This is a genomic window from Massilia sp. 2TAF26, assembly GCF_052115005.1.
Lineage (GTDB): Bacteria > Pseudomonadota > Gammaproteobacteria > Burkholderiales > Burkholderiaceae_D > Telluria.
Genome location: NZ_JBFRFV010000034.1, coordinates 20,753 through 45,642, shown reverse-complemented (window position 1 = coordinate 45,642; position 24,890 = coordinate 20,753). Strand labels below are relative to the sequence as shown.

The following is a 24,890-nucleotide window of genomic DNA, read 5'->3' as shown; positions in this document are numbered from 1 at the left end:
TCGCCGGTGGCCAGCTTCGGCAGGTATTTCTGCCTGGTCTCTTCATTGCCGAATTCAAAGATCGGCACCATCACCAGCGAGGATTGCACGCTCATCATCGAGCGGTAGCCGGAATCGACGCGCTCGACTTCGCGGGCGATCAGGCCGTACGACACATAGTTCAGGCCGGGGCCGCCGTACTGTTCCGGGATGGTCGGACCCAGCAGGCCGAGTTCGCCCATCTCGCGGAAGATGGACGTGTCCATGGCTTCGTGGCGGAAGGCTTCGAGGATGCGCGGCTGCAGCTTGTCCTGGCAGTAAGCCGCGGCGGCATCGCGCACCATGCGCTCTTCGTCGGTGAGCTGCTGGCTCAGCAGCAGCGGGTCATCCCAGTGGAATTGGGCTTTGCGGGGCGAATCGGAACGGCTCATGGGGCTCCTGTCTCAGTCGGTCTTGTTGGAATGGAGGCATTATAGAAATCCTGTTCTTGTGCGGCTTTTGAAACTGCGACAGCGATTTTCACTTTTCTCACTGAAATCGCTTTGCGGCTGAGAACCGGGGTCAGAGCCCAGGCAATCAACACCGGGCTCTGACCCCTGTCGTACCGAACTGGCCGCCATGGAAGATCAGGGCCGGCTGGGGATGCACAGCGCATTCTTCGACTTCGCCGACGAAGATCACGTGGTCGCCTTCCGGATAGCGGCTGCGGTTGTGGCATTCGAACCAGGCGGTCACGCCTTTCAGGATGGGCTGGCCGGTGCGCGAGAGTTCGTAGTCGGTGCTGGCGAAGGGGTTTTCGCTGCGGCGGGAGAAGCGCCGCGCCAGTTCTTCCTGGCCGGCGGACAACACGTTGATCACGTAATGCGAGTTGCCGCTGAAGATGGGCAGGCTGTTGGCCTTGCCCGACAGGCTCCACAGCACCAGCGGCGGCTCCAGCGAGACGGAATTGAAGGAACTGGCGGTCAGGCCGCGGAAACTGCCGTCTGCAAGGCGGGTCGTAATGACGGTGACGCCTGTCGCAAACTGGGACAGGGCCTGGCGAAAATGCGCGGAATCGAAACCGCGCTCGGTGGCGCGGGGGGATCTGGTGTTCATTTTCGCCATTATGCCATCAATGACCCGGCCGCCCGGAGCCGCTCCGGAGCCGGCATGCACGGGCGTGCACTTTCGTTTACAGTGAAGCCATGAAAAATCCCTTATTTCCCGAGGACCGAGTATGAGCCAAACCGAAGTGGCGATCCTGGGCGGCGGCTGTTTCTGGTGCCTGGAAGCCGTGTACCTGGAGGCGCGCGGCGTGACCCGGGTCGAGTCCGGCTATATGGGCGGCAGCACCTCCGGCCCGACTTATGAACAAGTGTGCGCCGGCACCACCGGGCATGCGGAAGTCGTGCGCCTGGAGTTCGACCCGAGCGTGATCAGCTACCGCGACATCCTGGAAATCTTTTTCACCATTCACGATCCGACGACCCTGAACCGCCAGGGCAACGACGTCGGCACCCAGTACCGTTCGGTCATCTTCACCACCTCGCCCGAGCAGGACGCGACGGCGCGCAAGGTGATGGCGGAAATGGCGGCGGTCTGGGACGCGCCCATCATCACCCAGGTGCTGCCGGCCGAGACCTGGTACAAGGCCGAGGACTACCACCAGAATTACTTCGCGCAGCACCCCCTGCAGGGCTACTGCGCCTTCGTGGTGGCGCCCAAGGTGGCGAAGTTCCGCAAGACGTTTGCGGAACGGTTGAAGTGTTGACATCCTCTCCGCCCTAAAGGACGGAGATTCCTACGGCGCTACGCGGAGCTGCGCGTAGTCGCTTCGGCGGGTTCCTGCTTCATCGAGCGGCCCGACTGCGCCGACTCTCCACAGGCTAACAAGCGATGCCCTCGCTCTAAAATATTCATCGCGCCGACCACGTCGGCATGGTTGCCGTATCCGCAGTTGACGCATTTGAACCATGCTTGCGTCACCCGGTTTTCTTTGGCCACATGAGCACAGCACGGGCAGGTGCGGCTCGTGTCCTGAGGCGGGACGGCGAGCAGCGTGCTGCCCATCCACGGCACCTTGTATTCGAGCTGGCGCCGGAATTTGCCCCATCCTTGGTCGAGGATGGCGCGGTTCAGGCCGGACTTCTGGGCGACACGCCTGCCGGGGGCGTCGGACGAGCCCCTGGCAGACCTGGACATGTTCCTGACAAGCAGATCTTCGATACAGACGAGCGCGTGGTTCTTGCTGATCGCCGTCGTCGCCTTGTGCAGGAAATCCCGGCGCACGTTCGCGATCCGGGCATGAAGCTTCTGGATTCGTGCTTTGGCCTTTTTCCAGTTGTTGCTGAACTTGACCATGCGGCGCATGCGGCGCTGGTAACGCGCCAGGCACTGCCGGTGCCGGCCGAAACTGTTCACCGGCTCGAGGTAGCCGCCATCGCTCATGGTGGCGAAGCGGACAATGCCAACGTCGATACCGACGGCCGTTGTCGCGACAGGCACCGGCGCTTCGACCTCGCGCCGCGTCTGGATGGACGCGAACCATTTTCCAGCCGACAGCCTGACGGTGACGTTGCGCAGCTCACCCAGCACCGGCCGGCTGTTACGGTAGCGCAGCCAGCCCAGCTTGGGCAGGAAGATGCGTGCATTAGCCTGGTCGAGCTTGAACTGTTTCGGGTCCGGGTAGCGGAATTGCGACCCTTGCGCTTGAAGGAAGGGAAGGCCGCCCGCTTGCCAAAGAAATTCGTGAAGGCCCGGTCCAGGTCTCTCAACGCCTGTTGCAGGACGTGGCAGGGAGCGTCCTTCAGCCATGGGGTCTGCGAACTGTTCCGCCAGCCGGTCAGCTGCTTCGCCATCGCCACATAGCCGATGAACTTGTTGCCCGCGGCATGGTTTTCCTTCTGCAGTGCGAGCGACCGGTTGTACACGAACCGGCGCGCACCGGCGAAGCGCCGCATGGCGTGCGCCTGCCCGCCGGTTGGCATTAGCTGAAACTGAAAGGCTTGTAGACGTTCCATAACGTCGACGATAGTTGGTCCATGACCCCGGACAACGAGATCCGTCAAGGGCGACACTGCGTCTTTCTGATGCACGTACCAATGCCTTCACGGCAGAGGTGCTTGCCGAGCTGCGCGGCATCTTTGCCGGCGTCTGCCAGGACTTCGAGGCCGAGCTTGCGGAGTTCGATGGCGAGGATGATCATGTTTCACCCGCTGGTGAACTACCCACCGAAAATAGCCGTGTCCAGCCTGGTGAACAGCCTGAAAGGTGTTTCCGGCCGCGTGATCAAAAAGAAGAATTACCCCAGCATTCGAAGCAAGCTATGGGGTGGCGCACTGTGGTCGCCATCCTGCTTTGCCGACAGCTGTGGCGGGGCTACGATCGCCGTCATCCGGCAATACATCGAACCGCAGCGAAAAGGCCAGCCTGACCGCAGGGACGGCTGCGCCGTCCGCGCGCTTGCCCCCGCCCTCAAGGACGGGGTTTGCCGCGCACGGGATCAATGCCGGGTCGATAGCATGTCGATAGCCCCGCTGCCGTCGTACATGTAGCGGCGCGACCACGGGATCTGGGCCGGTTCCTGGCCCGCCTTGCCGCACACGATCTGGTACAGGCTGATCCAGTCGTGGGCGAAGGCATAGGCGCAGCCGGCCAGATAGACGTGCCAGATGCGGAAGGTCTTCGGATCGGCCAGCCGGCGGATGCGGTCGGCGTTGTTCTCGAAGTTGTCGGTCCAGATCTCGCAGGTGCGCGCATAGTGGCGGCGCAGGTTTTCCACGTCGCGCACCTCGAGCCCGCCTTCCTGCATGGTGCGGATCACGGTCGACAGGTGGGCCAGCTCGCCGTGCGGGAATACGTAGCGGTCAATGAACTCGCCGCCGCCGTAGGGGCTTGCACGCTGGTCGACGTCGGTGGTCGTGATGCCGTGGTTCATCACCACGCCGCCCGGGGCCAGCAGCTTGTTGATGCGGCCGAAGTATTCCGGCAGGTTCTGCACGCCCACGTGTTCGAACATGCCGACGCTGGTGATACGATCAAAACAGCCGTCGACGTCCCGATAGTCCTGCAGGCGGATCTCGATCCGGTCCTGCAGCCCGGCCCGTGCCACGCGCTCGCGCGCCAGCTCGAACTGCTTTTCCGACAGCGTGACGCCGACGCATCGTGCGCCGAATTGCTGCGCCGCACGCAGCACCAGCGCACCCCAGCCGCAGCCGATGTCGAGCAGGGTATGACCCGGCTGCACGCCGATCTTGGTCAGGATGTGGTCGATCTTCTTGGTCTGGGCCGTGGCCAGGTCTTCGTCGCCGTTCTCGAAATAGGCGCAGGAATACACCATCGATGGGTCGAGGAATTCCTGGTAGAACTCGTTCGAGACGTCGTAGTGGTAGCGGATCGCCTCGGCGTCCTTTTCACGGGTGTGCTGCGAGACCATGCGCAGCGCGCTGGCGACGCGACTGCTGCGCGCCGGCTTGCCGGTCGATTCGGCCAGGGAGTTGCCGATCTGGATCATGTCAGCCGCTCGCCCTTCGATCTCGAGCGCGCCTTCGACATAGGCTTCGCCCAGGTTGTCGAGGGTCGGGGACAGCAGGTAGCGCAGGCCCCCGGGGCTCGGCACGCGAATCTTCACGCGTGGTTGTTCGGACGAAAGATCAACCTGCTCGCCATTCCATAATTCCACGCGCAGCGGCAGGTTGTACTTGTTGCGGATGCCTGTGGTCCAGGCGGATAACTTCAGCTGGTCGAACACGCGAATACCTCCGGCACGTACATATTGCCAGCTTCGCAGCCGGCTTTACGGTTGCAAACGTTGCCGCGTCCAGCCGCCGTCTTCCTGCCGCGTGTACACGACACGGTCGTGGAAGCGTGAACGCCGCCCCTGCCAGAACTCGATGCGTTCCGGCACCAGACGAAAACCACCCCAGTGTTGTGGCCGCTGTGGCGTTTCGCCATACTGTCGCGCGACGTCCTCGTAGTTGTGTTCGAGGTCTGCGCGGCTTGCGATCGGCGCACTCTGATGGGACGCGATCGCCGACAGCCGGCTCTTCAGGGGTCGGCTGTTGAAGTATTTGTCGCTCTCTTCGGCGGAAGTGCGTTCGACTCTGCCTTCGATCCGCACCTGCCGTTCAAGTTCGCTCCAAAAGAATAGCAGAGCTGCAAAAGGATTGCCGTTCAGTTGCTTTCCTTTCTGGCTGTCGTAGTTCGTGTACCAGGTAAAACCCCGTTCGTCGAACTGCTTGACCAGCACGATGCGCGAGCTCGGCCGGCCTTGCTCGTCCACGGTCGACACGCCCATCGCGTTCGGCTCGTTGACCTCGGCCTTCAGCGCTTCCTCGAACCAGCGGGTGAACTGCCGGATCGGATCGTCGGCGACCTCGCTCTCGTCGAGGCTGGCCTGGCCGTAATCCTTGCGCAGGTCGGCCACCCGTTCGCCGATGGCGGCGGCCGGCGGCAAGATCCCGCGGCGGCGCTGCATGGCCTGGCCCAGCTGGGCCATCTGCTGCGGGCTGAACAGGCGCATGGCCATGGGCGCCATCGTGCTTTCCTCGCGCTCCATATGGTTCAGGTAGCGCTGGCTGAAGCGCTGCACGGTGCTGTTCGAGAGCTGGGTGCCGCTGCCATCGGCGATGGCGGTGAGCTGCTCGTGCAGGTCCTGCCACATGGCGTCCATGTCCTTGTGGTCCTGCAGGATGACCGGGGCCAGCGCCTGCAGGGTGGCGGCGTCTTCTCCCTGGGCGACGGCGCGCAGCATCGGGATCAGGTCCTGTTCCTCGTCCTCGTGGTGCAGGTGGGCGGCCTTCTCGAAATACTTCAGTACCGCGCCGGCGGCCTGGCGGGCCTGCTGGTCGGCGCCGTGTTCGGGCAGGTGGACCAGCAGTTTTTCCAGGGTGGCAAGCTGCTTGCGGATGCGTCCGTGGCAATGCTTGAGCACGGCGACCGGCTGGTCGAAATCGGGGGCGGTATCGTGGAGAAGCTCGTTCATGATGGTGACTGTTGCGGAGGCGTAAAGGAGCCTAAGAAAATGATTGACCTAAAGTTATTTTAGAGCAATGCACGCGATCCCGTCCGGTAGAATAGGGCAATCATGACGACTATTCCCACCTCTCTTCTTGCGCCCGCCGAAGGACGCATCGACGAATCTGGCGATGAGATCGATTTCGAGCGCCGCTTCGGCGGCATCGCCCGCCTCTACGGTGAGCGTGCACTGGAACGCTTTCGCAAGGCGCACGTTTGCGTGATCGGCGTCGGCGGCGTCGGCTCCTGGATCGTCGAGGCGCTGGCGCGCAGCGCGGTCGGCCGTCTGACCCTGATCGACCTCGATAACGTTGCCGAATCGAATATCAACCGCCAGATCCAGGCCCTGTCGACCACCGTCGGCATGCCGAAGATCGAGGCCCTGAAGCAGCGCATCGCGCTGATCAACCCGTATTGCGAGGTCGAGCTGGTCGAGGACTTCATCGATCCGGACAATATTCCGCAGATGGTTGCGCCCGGCAAATTCGACTACGTCTTCGACGCCATCGACAGCGTCAAGGCCAAGGCGGCCCTGATCGCCCATTGCCGCGATCACGCGATTCCGCTGATCGTGATCGGCGGCGCCGGCGGCCAGACGGACCCGACCCGCATCGAAGTGCGCGACCTGGCCCGCACCGAACAGGAGCCCTTGCTGAAGAAGGTGCGCAAGATCCTGCGCGCCCAGTACGGCTTCGCCAAGGGCGAGAAGAACAAGTACCACATCGACGCCGTGTTCTCGATGGAACCGCTGCGCTATCCGGAAGCGGGCGATGCCTGCGCGATCGATGCCAACAGCATTACCGGCCTGAACTGCGCGGGCTTCGGCTCCAGCATGGTCGTGACCGCCACTTTCGGCATGGTCGCGGCCGGCCACATGCTGCGCAAGCTGGCGGAAGCGGCGAATGCCGTCGCCGCCCCGGCCGTCGTGCCGGTGCACGTGGCCGAACCGGCGCCCGCCGCCAACGACGCTGTGCAAGCCGGGGAGGCCTTGTTATCATAGGTTCAGTTATTTTTACTGAACCATGAAAGAGGCTCCATGATCCGTCGTATCGCCTTCCTGAGCCTGCTGTTGGCGGCCACCGCCGCCAACGCGCAGGATTCGACCCAGACCCAGGCCCAGACCACGGCCGCCAACCCGGGCAGCACCCAGCAGGCGACCGACACGCCGGCACAGCCGACCGTGCAGTCCGCCGCGCCGCAGATCCAGATCATCGACACCGTCGTCGGCAAGGGCAAGGAAGCCACCGTCGGCAGCAATATCACGGTCAACTACACCGGCTGGCTCTACAAGCCGATGGCCGCCAAGCAGCGCGGCCGCAAATTCGATTCCTCGCTGAACCCGGGCCGCTCGCCGCTCGATTTCCGCCTCGGCGCCGGCATGGTGATCAAGGGCTGGGAGCAGGGCGTGGCCGGCATGAAGGTGGGCGGCAAGCGCACCCTGATCATCCCGAGCGAACTGGCCTACGGCAAGCGCGGTTCGCCCGGCGGCATTCCGCCGGATGCGGATCTCATCTTCGACGTGGAACTGCTGGACGTTAAATAAGTCAAACCAAGCTGACCTGGAGGGAACATGCGCATCGCGAACGACGTTACTGAACTGATCGGTAATACGCCCCTGGTGCGCATCCGGCGCCTCAACCAGGGAGGCGTGGCGGACATCGTCGCCAAGCTCGAGTTCTACAGCCCGGCCCACAGCGTCAAGGACCGGATCGGCTGGGCCATGATCGAGGCGGCCGAGCAGGCCGGCAAGATCGGCCCCGACACCATCATCGTCGAACCCACCAGCGGCAACACCGGCATCGCGCTGGCGATGGTGTGCGCGGCGCGCGGCTACCGTTGCCGCCTGGTGATGCCGGAAACCATGAGCAACGAGCGCCGCATGCTGCTGCGCGCCTATGGCGCCGAGCTGGTCCTTACTCCAGGTCCCGAGGGCATGCTGGGCGCGATCCGCCGCGCCGAGGAGATCGTGGCCAACGATCCGCGCTGCTTCATGCCGCAGCAGTTCAACAATCCCGCCAACCCGGAAATCCACCGCCGCACCACGGCCGAGGAGATCTGGCGCGACACCGACGGCAAGGTCGACATCCTGGTGGCGGGCGTCGGCACCGGCGGCACCATCACCGGCGTGGCCGAAGTCATCAAGCAGCGCAAGCCCGGCTTCCAGGCGATTGCCGTGGAACCGGAAGCCTCGCCCATCCTGTCGAAGGGCACCAAGGGACCGCATCCGATCCAGGGCATCGGCGCCGGCTTCATTCCCCAGGTACTGAATACGAAGGCCTACGACGAAGTCGTCACCGTCAGGAACGAGGACGCCTTCGAGACCGCGCGCGCGGCGGCCCGCGAAGAGGGCCTGCTGGTCGGCATCTCGTCGGGTGCGGCGCTATGGGTGGCGATGCAGGTGGCGAAGCGGCCGGAGAATGCGGGCAAGCTGATCGTTACCATCATTCCTTCGTTTGGCGAGCGGTATTTGAGCACCGCTCTGTACGCGAACCTGGCCGGGTAATTCCGCGTGGGCACCCCGTGCCCACGGAATTTCAATGTGCGTGGTGGGCGTGATCGTGATCATGGACATGGTCATGGTCATGCTCCCCATGTAGCGCGCAGCTGCCATGATTCGTCGTCCCTTCCTCCACCTGCAGCGTGCAGTGATGAATCGCGAAATCCTTGCGCAATTCCCCGACGATCCCGTCGAGCACGGCATCGCCCGGATACCCGCCCGGCATCACCAGGTGGGCGGTCAGCGCCGTCTCGGTGGTGCTCATCGCCCAGATGTGCACGTCATGCACCTCGGTCACGCCGTCGCGTGACTTCAGGAACTCCGTGACTCGGGGCAGGTCCACGCTGGCCGGCACGCCCGCCAGCACCATCTGCGTCGATTCCTTGGTCAGCGACCAGGTGCCGGCCACGATGATCACCACGATCACCAGGCTGACCGCCGGGTCGAGCCAGGACCAGCCCGTGTACATCACGACCAGGCCCGCCACCACCACGCCCAGCGACAGCGCGGCGTCGGCGGCCATGTGCAGGTAGGCGCCGCGCACATTGATGTCGTCCTTGCTGCCGGACATGAACAACCAGGCCGAGAAGCCGTTGACGAGGACCCCGACCGCGGCCACGATCGACACCGTGGTGCCGGCCACCGGTTCCGGATGGGCGAAGCGCAGCACCGCCTCCCAGGCGATGGCGCCGCAGGCCAGCATCAGCAGCAGGGCATTGAACAGCGCCGCCAGGATCGAGGAGCCGCGCAGGCCGTAGGTGAAGCGGCGCGTCGGCGCGGCCTTCGCCAGCAGCGCCGCGCCCAAGGCCAGCACCAGGCCCAGCACGTCGGACAGGTTGTGGCCGGCGTCGGCCATCAGGGCGGTCGAATTCGCGATGAAGCCGTAGACGAATTCGATCACGACGAAAGCCATGTTCAGGCCGATCGCCAGCTTGAAGGCGCGGCCGGCGTCGCTCGGGGCGGGATGGTGATGACCGTGCCCGTGGCCGTGGTCGTGATGGTGGTGAAGGCTCATGTGTCCAGTCCTGTTGCAGAGTCGGGTTCGGCGATGTGTTCGAACATGTTGGCGAGGAGCCCGCTGATGTGGGCATCGGCAGCCGTGTAGAACACCTGCTTGCCCTGGCGTTCGGCCTTGACGATGCGGGCCGCGCGCAGCAGGCGCAGGTGGTGGCTGACCAGGGAACTGGACAGTTCCAGCTGGGCGGCGATGTCGCCCACCGCGATCGGCTGCGCCAGACAGGCCAGTACGATGCGCAGCCGGGTCGGATCGCCCAGCAGGTGGAACAGGTCGGCGAGTTCGTCGACCAGATTGTCGATGTCGGGTGGCGTGCTCATCTTTAACATGTGAATAGGTGTTCACATGTTAATCGCAGAATCCAGGCCAGTGCAAGCTTTATTTGCCCCGGCGGCTCAATGGCGTTGCAGCAGCGCGTCCATCTCGTCGAGCGTCACGACCTTGACGAGGCCCTGGTCGGCGCGCGTCCTCAGGGCGGCGCACATGTTTTCCAGGTTGGACGTGGTGGCCCCGCCCACCATGTGGTGGTAGGAGCAGCCGCAGGCATGCTGGGCGATGCCGTCGTCGATATAGGCCACGATCTGCTGGATCGAGGGCTGGTCCGGGTTGTCGGTCTGGATGCAGTCCGGCTGCGCCAGCCATCCGCCGGGCGTGTTGGCGATGTTGGACAGGCCGCCGCCGGTCGGGTAGCCGGCCGCGATGGTGTGGGCGTGGTCGGAGGTGCCGCGGATCCATTTCAGGCCGCTGCGCATGCAGGCCGAGCGCACGTAGATGTCGGCGGCGCCTTGCGGCAGGGCGAAGAACTTTGCCCCGCTCGTGATGCCCAGTGCTTCCAGACCGGCGATCCCGGCCATGATGTCCTGGTAGATGGCGCTGTCGTCGAGGACCGCGCCAGGATAGCGGTATTGGCCGAGCCCGGTCCAGTCGGCCTTCACCGTCACGGTGGCATCCAGGCTGCCCTGATCGCTGGCGAAGGTGGCCGTGAGCGCACTGGGAATGCTCTGGCAATAGTAGGTGATGCCCGGGACGAAACCGGACGGCGCGTCGTCGACGAAGACGATCGGCATATTGATCAGGAAGCGGTGCGGATTCTCGAAGCTCACCACATTGCTGCCGGCCGCGGCGCTGACGGCACGGCGCCGGAACGATGCATTCAGGCCCCAGGCCCGCACATACTGGGCCGGCAGGGCATCGACCGGATTGCTCAGGAAATAGCCGTAGGGACCGAGCAGGCGCAGACCCGCGTTCTCGGCGCTGGACGGATGCGAAAACGTATGCGAGCCCACCGACCAGCCCGCGGCATGCATCGCCTGCGCGTCGGCCACGCTCATGAAGCTGTTCGGGAGTTTGCCGTAACCGTGGATGCCCGAGGTGCCCAGCCAGCCCGGCACGAGGAAGAGGCTGCCCTTGAAGCCGTAGCTTTCGACGATCTGCTGGCCGCTGCGTGGCGGGCCGTCGTCGATGCTGAACGGCGCATCGCCGGTAAAGCCGCTGCTGGCCACCGCGGTCGACAGCGCGGCGTCGGCGGCGAGCGTGAAGGCATCCGGCGCCGGAATCGAGCGCACCCAGTAGCGTGTTCCCGGCGCCAGTCCGGACGGCGCAATCGACGGGAACACGATGGGGGCGCCGACCACCACCGTGTGCCGCCCGGCGGTGACGAACACGCCATTGTCGGTGCGGGTGACGCGGCTGCCGGGCGGCATGAAGACGGGCGGCGCGTTGCGCTGGGAATCGAAGCCGTCGTCGAAGGTGATCGCGAACAGGGCCTGGCCCGGCACAGCGGCGTAGATGTCGCCAAACAGCAGATGGTCGCCCGGTTGCCACGCTCCTTCGGGGGTGTCGTCCTGTTGCTCGAGGCGGACGGCGCCGACGGCATCGTGGCCGGCGTTCCAGCTCGTTCCCGCCAATTGGCTTGGCGATATGGTGAGCAGGACCCACCGATCGAGCGGGTCGGCCGCGCAGTTCCACGTGAGCAGGTGCTGGCCGCTGCCGTCGAGTAGCCGCAGCCGGAAGGCCAGCGTGCGCTTGCCCGGGTTGCGTGCCCAGATCGCCACCGAGAAGCCGGGTTGCGCGCCGGGCGGCACATAGCCCTGCGCCGCCGCCAGCACGCCCTGCTGTGCGCTGGTGGGAGAGGAGGCCCAGCCGAGACGCAGGGCCATGCTGGACGGCAAAGCCGATGGCTGGTCGCTGGCTGCCACCTGCACATCGCCGCTGGACTGCAATGCCCCGGACCAGTTGGCGATGGGCACGCCATATGGTCCGGCAACGGGAGGCCCGTTTGTGCCGGACGAGGTGCTGCTGCTGGTACCACTGGGGCCGCCGCCGCCGCATGCGGACAACAGCATCGAGCCGCCCAGGATAAGGATCTCACGCCGGCTGACCATATCGTCGCTCCTGTCTGCCAAATTAGATTAGCAGTCAGCTGGTGGGTTCAACATTACCGCTTCATTACAGCCCATTGCCGGCGCACTGAAATAGTGCATAAGCATCTGAGAAATGCTTCGTTCTATTTCCAATAGGGAATTGTTAAGGTGGCGCCCCCATCAACAAGGACCCTTCAATGCAAACACGATTTAAATTGAAACCGCTGGCCGCGGGCGCGGGCGCGATCGCGCTGCTCTGCGGCGTAGCCGGCCCTACCCGGGCGCAGGCACAGGACGCGGTGGCGACCCCGGCAACGGCGGCGCCGGCCGTGGTGATCACCGGCTCGCGCATTCCACGCGCCAGCCTCGAAGGCCCCTCGGCCGTCACCGTGATCACCGGCGAGGACATCACCAGGCAAGGCTACAAGAACGTCTTCGATGCGCTCACCAACCAGTCGCAGAACAGCGGCTTCGTGCAGGGCGCCGACTTCGGCAATACCCATACGCCATCGGCCAATGCCATCAGCCTGCGCGGCCTGGGACCGAACCATACGCTGGTGCTGCTGAACGGCCGGCGCCTGGCGGACTTCCCGATCGCCTACGAAGGCACGGTCAACTTCACCAACCTCGCGAACATCCCGTCGAGCGTGGTGGAGCGCATCGAGATCCTCTCCGGCGGCGCATCGGCGGTCTACGGCTCGGATGCGATCGCCGGCGTGGTCAACATCATCCTGAAAAAGCAGGCCGAGGGTGTCGACCTCAACCTCAAGGCCGGCACCACCACGCGCGGCGGCGGCAGCGACAAGCGCGTGCAGGTCACCGGCGGCCACAGCTTCGACAAGCTCAATACCCTGTTCAGCGTGGAGCTGCTCGAGCGCGATCCGCTGTGGAGCGCGGACCGCGACTTCATGGCCAGCAGGACCGGCGTGGCGCCGACCCTGGTCATGGCCCGCAAGAACATCGGCACCGGCAAGTACGTGGACCTGGGCGATGCCTGCCAGTCGATCGGCGACCTGTTCGGCGGCAGTACCGTCAAGTACACGGCCAAGGCGGGCAGCTACTGCGCCAGCCCGAAGGTCGGCCCGACCTACTGGACCACGCAGACGAAGAACAGCAGCCAGAACCTGTTCGGCAGCGCCAACTACGAGCTGTCGCCGACCACCACGCTGTTCGCGGAAGCGTTGTATGGCCAGAACCGCAGCAGCAACAACACGCGCGGCCCGTCGTGGACCTCGCGCTCGGCCACCGACAGCTATTTCTGGAACCGGAATACCAGCGCCTACGAGGCCTGGAGCCGCACCATCTCGCCGGAAGAAATGGGCGGCGTGAACCGCTACAACCGTAGCTGGGACGACCAGGCCAGCTCGCTGTCCTTCGGCCTGCGCGGCGAGATCCCGCATACCTCGTGGAGCTATGAAGCGGGCTACACCGCTTCGCTGTACAAGAGCCAGAACCACACGCCGCGCGCGCTGGCCAATATCGACAGCTTCTTCCTCGGCCCGCAGCAGGGCGTCAACGCGGACGGCATCGCCATCCATGCGCCCGATCCGGCGCGCCTCGCCAGGCGGCTGACCCCGGCCGAATTCGACACCGTCTACGGCGAGTCGGTCAGCGACGACAAGTCATGGACCAACACCCTGAGCCTGACCGCCAACGGCGACGTCTTCAGCCTGCCGGCCGGCCCGGTCAAGGTGGCGACGGTGGCCGAGCTGGGCAAGCAGGGCTTCTCCGCCGTGCCCGACGCGCGCATCAACCAGGGCTACTTCAATACCCTGGTGCCGTCCGACGGTGCGGCCGGGACCCGCAAGCGCTTTGCCGTCGGCGCCGAGGCCAGCATCCCGATCGCGAAGACCCTGGCTGCGACGCTGGCCGGCCGCTACGACCGCTACAGCTTCGCCGGCCGCAACGACGGCAAGTTCACCTATAACGGCGGGCTCGAATGGCGGCCGGTCACGCAGCTGCTGCTGCGCGCGAACCATGCGACCAGCTTCCGCGCGCCCGACATGAACTACATCTACCAGGCGCGCGGCAGCGGCTACTACGCGTCCACCACCGACTATTACCGCTGCGCGAAAGCCGGCCAGCCGGTGTCCGGCTGCGACTACGCGAACTATTCGCCGGGGGCGGATTACGTGCAGACCGGCAGCCGCGACCTGCGTTCCGAGAAGGGCCGCTCGACCGGCCTGGGCGCGGTGTGGTCGCCGAGCGCGGACTTCGACGTCTCGCTGGACTACTGGAAGATCAGCATCGACGACCTGGTCACCAACCTGAGCGCCGACAAGCTGCTGCGTGACGAAGCCGACTGCCGCATCGCCGGCGACCTGACCTCGCCGACCTGCGCCGACGCCATCGCCCGCATCGTCCGCTATCCGGACAATGCATTGAACCGGCCGGGCGAGATCAGGCGGATCCTGGTCAATCCGATCAACGCGGCATCCACCAGGGTCAGCGGCATCGACCTGGCGGCCAAGTACGTCCTGCGGACTGCCGGCTACGGCAGCTTCACCACCAGGCTGAACTACTCGAAGACGCTGGCCCAGGAATCGCGCCAGTTCGCCGGCGATCCGCTCAACGACGACCTGCACGACCTCGGCAACGCCGACTGGCGCGACAAGCTGAACGCGAGCGTGAGCTGGAAGGCGGGCGACTGGACCAACACCCTGTTCCTCCAGCGCTACGGCAAGATCCCGAATGGCGCAGGGGAGGCCTGGCTGTCGCCGACCACCCTGGTCAACGCCAGCGTGGTCTACCGGCTGAACCAGCGCACCACGGTGTCGGCGGTGGTGAACAACCTGTTCAACCACATCAAGATGGATGCCACCGGCGGCTGGCCCTACTACCCGGTCGGCAGCTACAGCCCGGCAGGCCGCCAGGTCTGGCTCGAGCTGAACCACCACTTCGGTTCGTAAGCAGGCGGGGCGCCTCAGGGCAGCTGCCCATCGGCGTCCCGCAACTCCGGCTGCCCCAGCCCCAGGTCCTTCAGCTGCGGCAGCACCTTCGCTTTATCGCCGACCGCGATCACCTTCATCTGCTCCGGCGCCAGATATTTGCCGGCGGCCGCCTGCACCTGGGGCGCGGTGACGCGGCGGAACTGCTCGGGCAGGGTCTGCCAGTAATCCTGCGGCAGGTCGAAGATCCAGGTCTCGGCGAGGCTGGCGCCGATCGCGCTGTTGGTCTCGAACTGGCCCGGCAGCGAATACACCTGCGAGTCGCGCGCGCCCGCCAGTTCAGCCGGCGGCAGGGCCATGGCGCGGATCGCGCGCACTTCCTTGAAGATCTCGGAAATCGAGGCGCCGGTGGCGTCGGTGCGCACGCTGCCGGCGATGATGAAGGGGCCCTGCGTGCGGTCGTAGCGGAAGTTCGAGAACACGCCGTAGCTGTAGCCCTTGTCTTCGCGCAGGTTGAGGTTGATGCGGCTCGAGAAGAGGCCGCCGAGCGCCGCGTTCATCACCTGCAGGGTCGGATAATCGGGCGTCTTGCGGTTCGTGGCCAGCTGGGTCAGGCGCAGCGCGGTCTGCGGGGCGCCCGGTTTGTCGACCATCACCAGGCGGGCACGCGTGCCTTCCGGATCGCCCATCCGCACCGGCGACGGCAGCACGCGCGGCCAGCCGCCGAAGCGCGCGGTCGCCAGGGCGCGCAGGTCGTCCAGGGTGATGTCGCCGGAGACGATCAGGGCCGCGTTGGCGGGCACGTAGTGGCGGCGCCAGAACTGGAACAGGTCGTCGCGGGTGACGGCGCGGATTGCCTGCTCGGTGCCGAGCTGGCCGTAGCCGTAGGGGTGTTTGGCGCCGTACAGCGCGCCGGCACTGGCCACGGCCGCCACCGCCTCCGGGTTGTCGCGCTGCTGGGTCAGCGCGCCGATGCGGGCGGCGCGCTGGCGCTCGACTTCGGCGGTGGGGAAGGCCGGATGCTGGACCACGTCGGCCAATACCTCCAGCGCCTGCGGAAAGGTCGAGCGCAGCGACAGCAGCGAGACCGTGGACGAATCCGTGCTGCTGGCGCTGCCGAGGAAGGCGCCCAGTTGGGCGATCTCGTCGGCGATGCGCGGCGCGCTGCGGGTGGCCGTCCCTTCCTGCAGCATCTGGGCGGTGAAGCCGGACAGGCCGGGTTCGTGGTCCGGATTGGCGTCGGAGCCGCTCTTGACCACCAGCTCGGCCGCCACCAGCGGCAGCGCCGGATTGTAGTGGTGGATCACGCGCAGGCCGTTCGGCAGCTGGAAGCCATCGCCGCGCGGCAGCGTGAACTTCGGCGCCGGCCCCGGCTTCGGCGGCTGGCGGCGCCAGGCTTCGTCGCGGTTGATGCCGGTCGCGGCGACCGTCTTCGCTCCCGCTTTCGCCGGCTGTGCGGCCGGATCCGGTCCCAGTTCCGGCTTGCCCGGCACGGCCGCCGCCACCACCCGCGCATTCGGCTGCAGCCAGCTGCGCGCCACCCGCTGCACGTCGGCGGCGCTGACGCGGCGCAGGCGCGCAATGTCCTTCGGCAGGTAGCCCGGATCGCCGGTGTACTGGTTGTACTGGTTGACCTGGTTCGCCAGGCCGGCGCCGCCCAGCTTCTCGATCGAGGTCAGCATTGCCGTCTCGATCGTGTTGCGGGCCCGTTCGACTTCCTGGTCGGAAGGACCGTCGTCGCGCAGCGCTTTTAATTCGGCGTCGATCGCCGTTTCCAGGGCGGCGGCCTCAATGCCGGGCCGGGCGGTGACGTCGATCACGAAGGTCGAGGCGAGGGCGTTCGAATTCTGCGCGGCGGACGTGTCCTGGGCGATCTGGCGTTCGTAGACCAGCGATTTGTACAGCCGACCGGCCTTGCCGCCGGCCAGGATCTGGGCCGTGACGGCCAGCTCGGCGTCTCCCGGCTGGTAGGCGGGCGGCGTCAGCCAGGCCATGTAGACGCGCGACAGTTCGATCCGGTCGGCCACGGTCAGGCGGCGCTCGCGCGTGATCGGCGGCGTTGCCACGTCCGGTCTCGCCACCGGCGCGCTGCGCTTGAAGGTCCCGAAATATTTCGTCACCAGGGCGCGCGCCTTCGCCTTGTCGATGTCGCCGGCGATCACGATGCTGGCGTTGTTCGGGCCGTAGTAGCGGGTGAAGAAGTCGCGCACGTCGGCCAGCCTGGCGTTCTGGATGTCGGCGTGGGAGCCGATCACCGAGGCATAGTAGGGGTGGTTCTTCGGGAACAGCGCGTGGTTCAGCGCTTCCTCGACGATGCCGTAGGGGCGGTTCTCGACGCTCTGGCGGCGCTCGTTGCGCACCACGTCCTGCTGGTTCGACAGCGCGGCCTGGTCGAGCACGTCGAGCAGGTAGCCCATGCGGTCGGCATGCACCCACAGCGCCAGCTCCAGCTGATTCGAGGGCACGGTGTCGTAGTAATTGGTGCGGTCGTAATCCGTGCTGCCGTTGCTGTCGGTGGCGCCGGCGGCTTCCAGCAGGCGGTCCGCTTCTCCGCGCGGGATGTGCCGGGTGGCGGCGAACATCATGTGCTCGAACAGGTGGGCGAAGCCGGTCAGCCCCGGCGCCTCGTTGGCCGGCCCCACGTGGTACCAGATGTTCACGGCGACGATGGGCAGGCGGTGGTCCTCGATCAGGATCAGCTCCAGGCCGTTCGGCAGCGTGGTTTTCTCGTACGCGATCTGCGGCAGGGCGGTGGCCGGCGGCGGATTCTGGGCGGCCGCCGGCGCAACGGCGATGGCCAGCACCGTGGCCAGGGGCAGCAGGAGCGACGGCAGGCGCATGTTCATGAAACCTCCGTGGGGGCAATCAGTGGCAGGCATCGCTGCCGCGGTCGGGCTCGGGCAGGCCCAGCGTGGTGAGGCGGTCCGACTCCAGGAATTCCCATTCGTAGCGGCCGTCCAGCAGGCGCAGGCGCAGCACGCCGGTGCGGCCGCTGTCGCGCATCTCGCTGTTATCGACCGTGAGCAGGAACGGCGTCGGGTAAGCGCCGCCGGTGCCGACCACGAACTGGCGCATGCCGTGGGCGCGGTCGAGGCGGCCGTCGGCGTCCTGGGGCGCGAAGCGTTCGTAGTCGTGGTCATGGCCGGACAGCACCAGCTCGGCGCCGGCTTCCTGCAGCAGGCGCCAGGCGTCGCGCATCTTCGGGATGCTGCCGTGGCCGCCCGAGCTGTACAGCGGATGGTGCCAGAAGGCCAGCGTGCACCGGGCCGGATGGGCGGCCAGGTCGGCGCGCAGCCACTCCAGTTGGGCGGCATGCTCGGCCGGGGCCAGGTTACTGTCCAGCGAGACGATATGCCAGCTGCCCAGCGCCAGACTGTAGTAGCCGCGTCCGGCGCGCTCGCCGAAGTAGGCGAAGTAGGGCGCGGCCTTCGGCGTGTAGTACTCGTGATTGCCGGGCGACGGCCAGGTGCGGTTCTTGAATGCGCCCCAGGTCGGGTCGTAGCAGTCGGTGAATTCCCCGGCGCGGCCGTAGGGATAGGTATGGTCGCCCAGGGTCAGCACCACGGCCTCGGGGTCGGCGGCGAGGCCGGCGGCGACGGTGCGGGCGGTATCGGCCGCGCGCGAATACGCGGGGTCGGGGTAGGGACAGCGGGCGATGTCGCCGGCCGCATACACGGTGACGCCGGTGCCGGCGCCGTTGCTGGTAGCAGTGCCGGCATACGCGGAAGCGGCCAGCAGCAGGCTGCCGGCCGCCAGGCCTAGTCGCAGGGCGAGGGCCGGCATCTCCTTATTCGAGGAAGCGCAGCAGCCCGGCCAGGGCGTGCGCCACCGTCTGTTCGCGCACCGCGCGGCGGTCGCCCGAGAACACCAGGCGCTCGGTGTAGGTGGTGCCGCCCTTCGACCAGCCGAAGCAGACGGTGCCGACCGGCTTGCCCGGCACCGCGCCGGTCGGGCCGGCGATGCCGGTGGTGGACACGGCCACGTCCGCATTGCTGTTGGCCACCGCGCCTTCGGCCATGGCGCCGGCCACCTCCACGCTGACGGACCCGAACTGGGCGATCAGCGCGGCCGGCACGTCCAGCATCTCGGTCTTGGACGCATTCGAATAGGTGACGAAGCCGCACTCGAACCAGCCGGTCGAGCCGGGGATCTCGGTGATCGCCTGGGACACGCCGCCCCCGGTGCAGGACTCGGCGGTGGCCAGCAGCAGGTTCTTCGTTTCGAGCAGTTTGCCGACCCTGGCCGCAAGTTCAAGAATATCGTTCTGCATATCGTCTCCCGTATCCATTGGCGTTTACTTTTGAAGTGCGCCGGACCATTCTAGCGCGCATCGGTCCGGTGCGCGCTAAAACGTTAACGGAAAAATATTTGCTGTCGTTCCGTGCGACATCATCTTTGGGGCTGCTGCTATCCTGCACGCCTGCCGGGCTCGTCCCGGTAGCGCTCACTTCTTGATGTAGGACTGACATGCCGTTCGAACGTTCGCGCATGGCCGAGGCGGCATGATCGGCCAGCGCTCGATCCGTACCAAGCTGGTTACCATCGTGATGTCGACCACGCTGGCGGCGCTGGCGGTATCGGTCGGCACGGTGGTCGCCTATGACCTCCGCGGCTACCAGCACGCGCTGCTGAACGACCTCTCGACCCAGGCCGAACTGGTCGGGCACATGACGTCGGCGGCGCTGGCTTTCGACGATCCGCGCCTGGCCCGCGAGAACCTGGCCCTGCTGCGTTCGCGGCCCTCGGTGCGCGCGGCCGCCATCTACGACCAGAGCGGGGCGCTGTTCGCGTCCTACCTGGCGCCGGGCGAGAGCGGAACCTTCCCGCCGCATCCGCGCAGGACCGGGAAAACAATCAAACCGTATACCAGGGACGGCGACGACCTGGTGCTGTACAAACCCATCGTCGAGAACGGCGAGACGCTGGGTACGGTCTACCTGCGCTCCGCCAACCAGCTGATGGGCCGGGTGCGCGACTATCTGCTGATCTGTATCGCCACCACCCTGCTGGCGTTGCTGACAACCTGGCTGCTGGTGCGCCGGCTCGGCCACACGATCACGACCCCGATCGACGCCATCACCACCATCGCGCGCGAGGTGGTGGAAAAGCGCGACTATTCGCGCCGCGCGCCGCGTATCAGCGAGGACGAGGCGGCCGCCCTGGTCGATTCCTTCAATGCGATGCTGACCGAGATCGAGCAGCGCACCCTGGCCCTGGAAGGCTCGAAGCAGGAAGTGATGCGCCTGAACGAGAGACTGGAGCAGCGCGTGCAGGAGCGCACCATGCAGCTGGAGCTGGCCAATTCCGAGCTGGAGCTGGCGATCGAGGAGGCGCGCAACGCCAACCAGGCCAAGTCGGCCTTCCTGTCGTCGATGAGCCACGAGCTGCGCACGCCGCTCAACGCCATCCTTGGCTTCGCCCAGATCCTGGCCGCCGACAATATGCCGACCACGCCCGAGCAGAAGAAGGAATTCTCCGGTCACATCCTGAAGTCGGGCCGCCACCTGCTCACCCTGATCAACGAGATCCTCGACCTGGCCAAGGTCGAGGCGGGCGCGCTGACCCTGTCGATGGAGCCGGTCGGCCTGGCCGAGGTCCTGGCCGAGTGCCGCAGCATGATCGAGCCGCTGGCGGCGGCGCGCGGGATCCGCGTGCAGTTCCCTGCGGCCGGCGATCCCGAAAGTGCCGTGGCCCTGGTCCAGGCCGACCGCACCCGCCTCAAGCAGGTGCTGCTGAACCTGCTGTCGAACGCGGTCAAGTACAACCGCGAGGGCGGCACGGTGAGCGTGGAGTGCACCGCCCACGCACCGGACCGGCTGCGCCTGTCGGTGGTCGATACCGGCATGGGGCTGCGCCCGGAGCAGGTGGCCGCGCTGTTCCAGCCTTTTAACCGCCTCGGCCAGGAGAACGGCACCCAGGAAGGCACCGGCATCGGCCTGGTCTTCACCAAGCGCCTGGTCGAGCTGATGAAGGGCGAGATCGGCGCCGCCAGCACCCCGGGCGTGGGCAGCACCTTCTGGATCGAGCTGTCGGCCGCGGCGCCACTGGCCCAGCTGGCGGCGCCGGCCCAGCAGGAGGCCGGCCAGGCCGCGGCCGCACCGGACAGCGCGGCGCCGCGCCTGATCCTGTATATCGAGGATAATCCCGCCAACCTGCGGCTGGTGCAGGAGATCGTGGCCTTCCGCGCCGACCTGCGCCTCCTGAGCGCACCGGACGGCCATGCCGGTCTGGCGCTGGCGCATACGCACCGCCCGGCGGTCATCCTGATGGACCTGAACCTGCCGGGCATGAGCGGCTTCGAGGTGCTGGCCCAGCTGCGGCGCGATCCGGGCACCGCGCACATCCCGGCCATCGCCCTCACCGCCAACGCCATGCCGCGCGATATCGAGCGCGGCCTGTCGGCGGGTTTCGCCCGCTACCTCACCAAGCCGATCGATATCGAACAGTTGAATGCGGCCATAGACGGCGTGCTTACCCAGCGCGCCCCGGAAGAAAGGACAGCCCCATGAGGTCATCTCCATGATTTCGCCTTCGGATATCCGGCGCGCGAGCATCCTGATCGTCGATGACGAACCGGTCAACGTGCAGCTGCTCGAATTCCTGCTCAAGACCAGCGGCTACGAACAGGTCGCCAGCACCACCGATCCGCGCCAGGTGGCCACGCTGCACCTGCAGCATCGCTTCGACCTGATCATCCTCGACCTGCAGATGCCGCACATGGACGGCTTCCAGGTGATGGAAGCGCTGAAGCCGATGGAGCGCGAATCCTGGCTGCCGGTGCTGGTGGTGACGGCCGAGCCGGACAAGAAGCTGGCCGCGCTCGAGGCCGGGGCAAGAGACTTCATCGGCAAGCCTTTCGACACCGTCGAGGTGCTGACCCGCATCCGCAACCTGCTGGAAGTACGCCTGTTCCACAAGGAGTCGCGCGAGCACGGCGCCCGCCTGGAGCGCAAGGTGCGGGAACGCACCGCCGAGCTGCAGCGCTTCCGCGGCGCGATGGACGCCACCGCCGACGCCATCTTCCTGGTCGACGCCCGCAACATGGCGATGGTCGACGTCAGCGACGGCGCCTGCCGCATGCTGGGCTTTTCGCGCGAGGCGCTGCTGCGCATCGATCCGGTGGCGCTGGGCCTGGCCGAGCGGGCCCAGCTGGAACGCTACTCGGACCCCGGTTCGGCGCCGCGCGAGCACGACATCGTCGAGACCGACCTGCTGCGCGCCGACGGGCAGGGCGCGGTGCCGGTCGAGATCAGCTGGCAGCTGCAGCGGCTGGACGAGATGCGCATGCTGATCGCGGTGGCGCGCGACATCAGCGAACGCCTGCACGCGGCCCAGCGCCTGAAGCACATGTCGAACTACGACAGCCTGACCGGCCTGCCGAACCGCACCCTGTTCTTCCACACCCTGCGCGACGCCATCGAACTGGCCCAGGACAAGAACTGGCGCATCGCGGTGCTGTTCATCACCCTCGACCGCTTCAAGATCATCAACGATTCGCTCGGCCCGGCGCTGGGCGACGAGCTGCTGCGCCAGTTCAGCACCCGCCTGGTGCGCTGCGTGCGCCTGCGCGACACCGTCGGACGCCTGGGCGGCGACGAGTTCGCGCTGATCCTCACCATGACGCGCGAGCAGCAGGAAGAGGAGGCGGTCGCCGTCGCCAACGAGGTGCGCGAAGCGCTGCGCGCGCCGTTCGACCTGAACGGCCAGCAGGCCGCGCTGACGGCCAGCATCGGCATCGCCATGTACCCGGACGACGCCACCGACCCGGGCACCCTGGTCAAGTACGCCGACGTCGCCATGGTGCGCGCCCGTGAAGCGGGACGCGACGGCTACCGCTTCTTCACCTCCGGCATGAACGTGCAGGTGCTGGCGCGCCTGGACCTCGAGCTGGCCTTGCGCGGGGCGATCGACGGCGAGCAGTTCGAACTGCACTACCAGCCCAAGCTCGACCTCAACACCGGAAGGGTCAGCGGGGTCGAGGCGCTGCTGCGCTGGCGCCGTCCCGGCTTCGGCCTGGTCTACCCGGCCGAGTTCGTGCCCATCATGGAAGAGACCGGGATGGTGGTGCGGGTCGGCTCCTGGATCATCGACGAAGCCTGCCGCCAGATCGCCGCCTGGAACCGGCAGGGCGTGCGCGACGTGCGGGTGGCGGTGAATGTGTCGAGCCGCCAGTTCGTCGAGGGCGACCTCGAGGGCGACATCCGCGCGGCGCTCCAGAAGCACAAGGTCGAGCCGGGGCTGCTGGAACTGGAGCTGACCGAGAGCGCGCTGATGAGCAATGCCGAGCACACGATCGAGGTGCTGGAGAGCCTGAAGGCGCTCGGCATCCGCATCGCGATCGACGACTTCGGCACCGGCTATTCGAGCCTGGCCTACCTGAAGCGCTTCCCGATCGACAAGCTGAAGATCGACATCGCCTTCGTGCGCGACATCACGACCAATCCGGACGATGCCGCGATCGCACTGGCCATCATCAGCATGGCGCACAGCCTGCACATGCAGGTGATCGCGGAGGGCGTGGAATCGCGCGCCCAGATGGCGTTGTTGCGGCGCCATTTCTGCGACGAGATCCAGGGCTTCCATTTCTCGCGCGCGCTTGGCGCCGGCGAGCTGGGCAAGCTGGTGCTCGAGAACCGCGCCCAGCCGACCCGCCCGGCGCCGGACGATCGCAACGTCCAGACCCTGCTGGTGGTGGACGACGACGTCAACGTGCTCGCAAGCCTGCACCGCCTGTTCCGGCGCGATAACTACCGGGTGCTGACCGCGGCCACGCCGGCCGAGGGCTTCGAGCTGCTGGCGCTGTACCACGTGCAGGTGATCCTGTGCGACCAGCGCATGCCGGCGATGAGCGGGATCGAATTCCTGAGCAAGGTGAAGGAGATGTATCCGGACACCATCCGCATCATCCTGTCAGGCTATGTCGGCGTGGACACGGTGCTCGATTCGATCAACCGCGGCGCCATCTACCGCTTCTATACCAAGCCCTGGAACGACAACGAGCTGCGCGACAATGTGCGCCTGGCCTTTCGCCAGTACTGGCTGACGCATGGGCCGTATGACGACCGCAAGAAGCCGCGCGACGAGCAGGTGGCCTGAACCGGGTAGGCTGGACTCTCCGAGTCCACCCTACGCGAAGTGGTCCCAGCCGTGCAGATTCAGGGCCAGCGGTGCGCCGCCGCCATCCACCAGGCGCAGTCCGGGCTCGGTCTCGATACGTCCCACGCGCGTGACCGGCGTGCCCGAACGCTGCCCGGCCGCCAGGATCGCATCCCGGTTCGCGGCCGGCGCCGTGAAGCACAGTTCGTAATCGTCTCCGCCCGCCGCCGTGAAGCGCCGCCGCAGGTCGAGCGCCTGGCGCGCCAGCGCCGGTCCGGCCGGCAGCGCGTCGACGTCCAGCAGCGCGCCCACCTCCGAGGCCGCGAGGATGTGGCCGAGGTCACCGACCAGGCCGTCCGAGATGTCCAGCGCCGCATGCGCCAGCCGCTCGCCGGCCAGCAGCCGTCCGAGGGCCACGCGCGGCGAGGGCGCGTGCAGGCGCGGCGCCGCCTGCCGCCGGTCCGCCTCGTCCAGCGCGAGCTCGTCCAGGGAATCCGCCAGCGCCAGGCGGGCATCGCCCAGGGTACCGGAGATCCAGATGTCGTCGCCGGGACGGGCGGCGTCGCGCCGCAGCGCCGTACCGGGCGCCAGCTCGCCGAAGATCGTGATGCAGATGTTCAGCGGCCCCTTGGTGGTATCGCCGCCGACCAGTTCGCAGCCGTGGGCATCGGCCAGCGCGAACAGGCCGCGCGAAAAGCCGTCCAGCCAGGCGGGATCGGCGGCGGGCAGGGCCAGCGCCAGGGTGAAGCCGAGCGGTGCGGCGCCCATCGCGGCCAGGTCCGACAGGTTTACGGCCAGGGATTTGTGGCCGAGGTCGAAAGCATCGGCGCCGGCCAGGAAGTGCCGGCCCTCGACCAGCATGTCGGACGACACCGCCAGCTGCATGCCGGGCGTGGGCGCCAGCAGGGCGCAGTCGTCGCCGACGCCGAGCACGGTGCGGCCGGAGGCGTCAGGGCGCCCCTTACGGGTGAAATACTGTTTGATGAGGTCGAATTCGGAGAGCATGGGCGGGATTGTAATCCGGCCCGGCAGCCCGGAATACGTCTGCCTGGCATACT

The 24,890-nt window shown here is 66.6% G+C and carries 18 protein-coding genes and 2 pseudogenes; 8 read left to right on the top strand and 12 right to left on the bottom strand.

Annotated elements, in window-relative coordinates:
• Both AB4Z32_RS24200 and AB4Z32_RS24195 read right to left on the bottom strand, forming a co-directional pair.
• A partial coding sequence (locus AB4Z32_RS24200; protein ID WP_442124423.1) for an acyl-CoA dehydrogenase family protein occupies positions 1-410 on the bottom strand: 410 nt, incomplete at its 3' end.
• Positions 411-555: 145 nt separating this feature from the next.
• Positions 556-1,074, bottom strand: a complete 519-nt coding sequence (locus tag AB4Z32_RS24195) for a flavin reductase family protein (protein ID WP_442124422.1) — start codon at positions 1,072-1,074, stop codon at positions 556-558.
• Between the two features lie 121 nt (positions 1,075-1,195).
• Between AB4Z32_RS24195 and msrA the strand changes: the two genes are divergently transcribed.
• Complete coding sequence (msrA, locus tag AB4Z32_RS24190) at positions 1,196-1,729, top strand: peptide-methionine (S)-S-oxide reductase MsrA (protein WP_442124421.1); 534 nt, start codon at positions 1,196-1,198, stop codon at positions 1,727-1,729.
• 38 nt (positions 1,730-1,767) lie between these two features.
• Here msrA and AB4Z32_RS24185 read toward each other — a convergent pair.
• Positions 1,768-2,978 (bottom strand): annotated as a pseudogene (locus AB4Z32_RS24185) (RNA-guided endonuclease InsQ/TnpB family protein).
• Between the two features lie 21 nt (positions 2,979-2,999).
• On the opposite strand from AB4Z32_RS24185, the pseudogene tnpA reads away from it, so the two are divergent.
• Positions 3,000-3,377: pseudogene (tnpA, locus tag AB4Z32_RS24180) on the top strand (IS200/IS605 family transposase); the annotation flags it as partial.
• Positions 3,378-3,460: 83 nt separating this feature from the next.
• Here the strand turns inward: tnpA and AB4Z32_RS24175 are convergent.
• Together AB4Z32_RS24175 and pdxH are read right to left on the bottom strand one after the other, a co-directional pair.
• Positions 3,461-4,708: a class I SAM-dependent methyltransferase gene (locus tag AB4Z32_RS24175; protein ID WP_442124420.1), complete on the bottom strand. Its 1,248-nt coding sequence runs from the start codon at positions 4,706-4,708 to the stop codon at positions 3,461-3,463.
• A gap of 45 nt (positions 4,709-4,753) precedes the next feature.
• Positions 4,754-5,941, bottom strand: a complete 1,188-nt coding sequence (pdxH, locus tag AB4Z32_RS24170) for a pyridoxamine 5'-phosphate oxidase (RefSeq protein WP_442124419.1) — start codon at positions 5,939-5,941, stop codon at positions 4,754-4,756.
• A gap of 102 nt (positions 5,942-6,043) precedes the next feature.
• On the opposite strand from pdxH, the gene tcdA reads away from it, so the two are divergent.
• Genes tcdA through cysK form a run of 3 tightly spaced genes read left to right on the top strand, consistent with a single transcriptional unit; the run spans position 6,044 to position 8,476 of the window.
• A complete protein-coding gene (gene tcdA, locus AB4Z32_RS24165) occupies positions 6,044-6,973 on the top strand; it encodes a tRNA cyclic N6-threonylcarbamoyladenosine(37) synthase TcdA (protein WP_442124418.1) in 930 nt (309 codons plus the stop codon).
• Positions 6,974-7,009: 36 nt separating this feature from the next.
• Positions 7,010-7,516 carry an FKBP-type peptidyl-prolyl cis-trans isomerase gene (locus AB4Z32_RS24160; RefSeq protein ID WP_442124417.1) on the top strand — a complete coding sequence of 169 codons (507 nt, stop codon included), beginning with the start codon at positions 7,010-7,012 and terminating at the stop codon, positions 7,514-7,516.
• Positions 7,517-7,543: 27 nt separating this feature from the next.
• On the top strand, positions 7,544-8,476 hold the full coding sequence (cysK, locus tag AB4Z32_RS24155; RefSeq protein ID WP_442124416.1) for a cysteine synthase A: 933 nt from the start codon (positions 7,544-7,546) through the stop codon (positions 8,474-8,476).
• Positions 8,477-8,507: 31 nt separating this feature from the next.
• Here the strand turns inward: cysK and AB4Z32_RS24150 are convergent, their stop codons facing one another.
• The 3 genes from AB4Z32_RS24150 to AB4Z32_RS24140 all read right to left on the bottom strand — a co-directional run bounded on the left by AB4Z32_RS24150 (position 8,508) and on the right by AB4Z32_RS24140 (position 11,869).
• Positions 8,508-9,485: a cation diffusion facilitator family transporter gene (locus AB4Z32_RS24150; protein ID WP_442124415.1), complete on the bottom strand. Its 978-nt coding sequence runs from the start codon at positions 9,483-9,485 to the stop codon at positions 8,508-8,510.
• On the bottom strand, positions 9,482-9,805 hold the full coding sequence (locus AB4Z32_RS24145) for an ArsR/SmtB family transcription factor (RefSeq protein ID WP_442124414.1): 324 nt from the start codon (positions 9,803-9,805) through the stop codon (positions 9,482-9,484). Before AB4Z32_RS24145 ends, AB4Z32_RS24150 begins: the two co-directional genes overlap by 4 nt.
• A gap of 75 nt (positions 9,806-9,880) precedes the next feature.
• Positions 9,881-11,869, bottom strand: a complete 1,989-nt coding sequence (locus AB4Z32_RS24140) for a hypothetical protein (RefSeq protein ID WP_442124413.1) — start codon at positions 11,867-11,869, stop codon at positions 9,881-9,883.
• A 176-nt stretch (positions 11,870-12,045) separates the two neighbouring features.
• Here AB4Z32_RS24140 and AB4Z32_RS24135 point away from each other — a divergent pair, with 176 nt between their 5' ends.
• A complete protein-coding gene (locus AB4Z32_RS24135) occupies positions 12,046-14,757 on the top strand; it encodes a TonB-dependent receptor plug domain-containing protein (RefSeq protein WP_442124412.1) in 2,712 nt (903 codons plus the stop codon).
• 14 nt (positions 14,758-14,771) lie between these two features.
• Here the strand turns inward: AB4Z32_RS24135 and AB4Z32_RS24130 are convergent, their stop codons facing one another.
• From AB4Z32_RS24130 to AB4Z32_RS24120, 3 genes are read right to left on the bottom strand one after another with little or no spacing between them, the layout of a single operon-like run.
• On the bottom strand, positions 14,772-17,582 hold the full coding sequence (locus AB4Z32_RS24130) for a M16 family metallopeptidase (protein WP_442124411.1): 2,811 nt from the start codon (positions 17,580-17,582) through the stop codon (positions 14,772-14,774).
• Positions 17,583-17,601: 19 nt separating this feature from the next.
• Positions 17,602-18,519: a metallophosphoesterase family protein gene (locus tag AB4Z32_RS24125; RefSeq protein ID WP_442124410.1), complete on the bottom strand. Its 918-nt coding sequence runs from the start codon at positions 18,517-18,519 to the stop codon at positions 17,602-17,604.
• Between the two features lie 4 nt (positions 18,520-18,523).
• Positions 18,524-19,006: a CinA family protein gene (locus AB4Z32_RS24120; protein WP_442124409.1), complete on the bottom strand. Its 483-nt coding sequence runs from the start codon at positions 19,004-19,006 to the stop codon at positions 18,524-18,526.
• A 232-nt stretch (positions 19,007-19,238) separates the two neighbouring features.
• Here AB4Z32_RS24120 and AB4Z32_RS24115 point away from each other — a divergent pair, with 232 nt between their 5' ends.
• Entirely contained in the window at positions 19,239-21,245 is a 2,007-nt protein-coding gene (locus tag AB4Z32_RS24115) for an ATP-binding protein (protein WP_442124408.1), read from the top strand.
• 10 nt (positions 21,246-21,255) lie between these two features.
• The gene (locus AB4Z32_RS24110; RefSeq protein ID WP_442124407.1) at positions 21,256-23,832 is read left to right on the top strand and encodes an EAL domain-containing protein; all 2,577 of its coding nucleotides are present in this window, start codon (positions 21,256-21,258) and stop codon (positions 23,830-23,832) included.
• A 30-nt stretch (positions 23,833-23,862) separates the two neighbouring features.
• Here AB4Z32_RS24110 and thiL read toward each other — a convergent pair whose 3' ends face one another.
• Complete coding sequence (thiL, locus tag AB4Z32_RS24105) at positions 23,863-24,837, bottom strand: thiamine-phosphate kinase (RefSeq protein WP_442124406.1); 975 nt, start codon at positions 24,835-24,837, stop codon at positions 23,863-23,865.
• Positions 24,838-24,890 lie beyond the last annotated feature (53 nt).